The sequence below is a fragment of the Microbacterium sp. genome (genome assembly GCF_031178525.1).
Taxonomy (GTDB): domain Bacteria; phylum Actinomycetota; class Actinomycetes; order Actinomycetales; family Microbacteriaceae; genus Microbacterium.
The window spans coordinates 1-2797 of record NZ_JAPSJA010000304.1 but is presented as its reverse complement, the minus strand read 5'-3'; the positions used below and the strand labels follow the sequence as shown (position 1 = coordinate 2797).

The 2797-nt window shown below is 73.6% G+C and carries 3 protein-coding genes; all 3 read right to left on the bottom strand.

Features of this window, described 5'->3' with window-relative positions; all coding sequences use genetic code 11:
* The coding region (locus RIF89_RS13545; protein ID WP_375294485.1) for a carboxyl transferase domain-containing protein at nt 1-995 on the bottom strand (995 nt) is incomplete at its 3' end.
* 49 nt (nt 996-1044) lie between these two features.
* The gene (locus RIF89_RS13540) at nt 1045-2388 is read right to left on the bottom strand and encodes a dihydrolipoamide acetyltransferase family protein (RefSeq protein WP_309069614.1); all 1344 of its coding nucleotides are present in this window, start codon (nt 2386-2388) and stop codon (nt 1045-1047) included.
* Nucleotides 2385-2797 (bottom strand): transketolase C-terminal domain-containing protein (locus RIF89_RS13535; RefSeq protein ID WP_309069613.1); only part of this gene is annotated, 413 nt, incomplete at its 5' end. The genes RIF89_RS13540 and RIF89_RS13535, both read right to left, overlap by 4 nt.

The window sequence follows — 2797 nt, the reverse complement described above, 5'->3', positions numbered from 1 at the left end:
GCGAAGCCCGTCACGAGCGTCGTGCCGAACCCGGCCTTGAACTCGTGGAAGGCGCTGCCGTCGACAAGGCGCGCGATGATCTCCCGGACGTCGTACGGCGTCTGCAGATCGGCCGGGATCGCCGCGCCGAGCGTCGCGGGGTCGATGAGCGGCTCCTCCGTCTCGGCGATCTGCCACGGTGGTGCGGGGCTCGGCGGCAGCGTGGCGACGATGTCCCGCACGATCCCGAGCGCGTGCTCGTCCGAGTCGGCGAGGTGGTCCGCGACCCCGGAGACCGTCGTGTGCAGCTCGCCGCCGCCCAGGTCCTCGGCGGTGACGATCTCCCCCGTGGCAGCTTTCACGAGCGGCGGGCCGCCCAGGAAGATCGTTCCCTGCTCGGCCACGATCACGGTCTCGTCGCTCATGGCGGGGACGTACGCGCCGCCCGCCGTCGACGATCCCATGACGCACGCGATCTGCGGGATGCCCTCGGCGCTCATGGTCGCCTGGTTGTAGAAGATCCGGCCGAAGTGCTCGCGATCGGGGAACACCTCGTCCTGCAGCGGCAGGAACGCTCCCCCCGAATCGACGAGGCTGATGCACGGCAGACGGTTCTCGCGTGCGACCTGCTGCGCGCGCAGGTGCTTCTTGACGGTGAGCGGGTAGTAGGTGCCGCCCTTGACCGTCGCGTCGTTGGCGATGACCATGCACCGGCGACCGGCGACCAGCCCGATGCCTGTGATGATCCCCGCCGCGGGCGCCTCGTCGTCGTACATCCCGTTCGCGGCGAGCGGCGTGAGCTCGAGGAACGGGCTGCCCGGGTCGAGGAGCCGATCCACGCGCTCGCGCGGCAGCAGCTTGCCGCGCGTGGTGTGCCTTTCCCTCGCCCTCGCGGGACCGCCGAGCGCCGCGGCGCCCAGCCGGTCGCGCAGCTCGCCGACGAGCGCCGCCATCGCCTCGGCCCGCGCCGTTCCGTCCGCGCTGCCGGCATCGACCATCGTCGTCAGCCGCTCCATCGTCGCCCTCTCCCCGCCATCCGCGCCGTCCGCATCCGCGCCGTCCGCATCAGCCGCGGGCGAGCGCCAGGCCGGGACGCTCGAGCATGCGCCCGATGTCGCGCACGAAAGCGCTCGCCTCGCGCCCGTCGATGACCCGATGGTCGAACGACACCGTGATGGTCATGACGTCGCGCAGCGCGACCGCTCCCTCGTGCTCCCACGGCAGGCGCCGCACGGCTCCCAGCGCGACGATCGCGGACTGGCCGGGAGTGAGAAGCGGGATGCCACCGTCGACGCCGAACACGCCGACATTCGAGATCGTCAGGGTCGACGACGTCAGCGCCGCGACGCCGATCGACCCGTCCCGCGCCTCCGCGGCTCGCGCGGCGATCGCGCCTGCCAGCTCTGTCGCATCCAGGAGGTCGGCGTCGTCGACGCTCGCCACGACCAGCCCGCGCTCGGTCGCCACCGCGATGCCGAGGTTGATCCGCTCGTGGAACTCGATCTCCTCCGCCTCGGCGTGGAACGTCGCGTTGACGCCCGGCGTGCGCTTGGCGGCGAGGATCACGGCTCGGCCCGCAAGGGACAGCAGGGTGGGCGACGGGGAGCCGTCCGCGGCGAGGTCGCGCGCGAGCCTGCGGGTCTCGGTCACGTCGACCTGCAGGAAGCACGCGGCGTGCGGCACCGCGAGGGCCGCCGTCATGGCCTTCGCCGTCTGCTTGCGCAAGCCGCTCACGCGCTCGCGGTGCGACGCACGCGGCGACGGCGCCGCGGCCGCCCTGTCGAGGTCGGCGCGGGTGACGACACCGCCTTCCCCCGTCGGGACCACGCCGGCGAGGTCGATGCCGCGCTCCTTGGCGAGCCGCCGCACGGGAGGGAACGCGCGCGCGGGCTGCCGCGGAGTGCGCACGAACGGCGCCTGTGCGAACGTCCGGGCGGCGCGCTTCGGCTTGCGGCCTCCCGCGACCTTGACGGAGCCCACGAGCACGGCGACCCGCTCCTCGGGGGGCTCCTCCTGCGCGGGCTGCTCCTCTGCCGTGTTCGCCGCGTCCGGCCCGCCCGATTCGAAAGTGGGCCCGGCCGGCGCCGGCGCGGACGGCGTCGACTCGCCCGCCGTTGCGACGGGCTCCGGAGCTGCGGGCGCCGCCGGGGCACCGGGTCCGCTCAGCTCGTCCTCGACCTCGTACTCCACGAGCGGAGCGCCCACCTCGAGCGTCTCACCCTCCGACGCGTGCAGGCGCCGGATGACTCCCGCGTACGGGCTCGGCAGGTCGACGACGGCCTTGGCGGTCTCCACCTCGGCGATCACCTGGTTGAGCGCGACGGCGTCCCCTTCTGCGACCTTCCAGCTCACGATCTCGCTCTCCGTGAGCCCCTCCCCCAGATCCGGCAGCCGGAAGACGACGCTCATCGCGCACCCCCTTCCCGCACGAGCTCCCGCGGAGCGCGCGCGTCCAGCCCGGACGCCTCGAGCCCGGACGGCTCCAGCAGGGTGCGCGACGAACGCCGCCCCAGCGTGCGATCGACGGCGTCGAGGATCCGGTCCAGCCCCGGCAGGTAGTGGGACTCGAGCGCGGACGGCGGATAGGGGGTGTCGTAGCCCGTGACGCGCTCGGGTGCCGCCTCGAGGGCCGCGAACGCGCGCTCGACCACGCTCGTGATCAGCTCGCTCGACACCGACGCCTCACCGGGAGCCTCGTGCGCCACCACGAGCCGCCCCGTGCGCTCGACGCTCGCGACGACGGCGTCGACGTCGAGCGGCGAGATGGAGCGGAGATCGATCACCTCGATCTCGATCCCGTCGTCGACCGCGGCGGCCG

Bases quoted from the DNA above. Each gene is read 5' to 3' on its own strand.
- RIF89_RS13540 (WP_309069614.1), bottom strand. From the start codon at position 2,388: ATGAGCGTCGTCTTCCGGCTGCCGGATCTGGGGGAGGGGCTCACGGAG.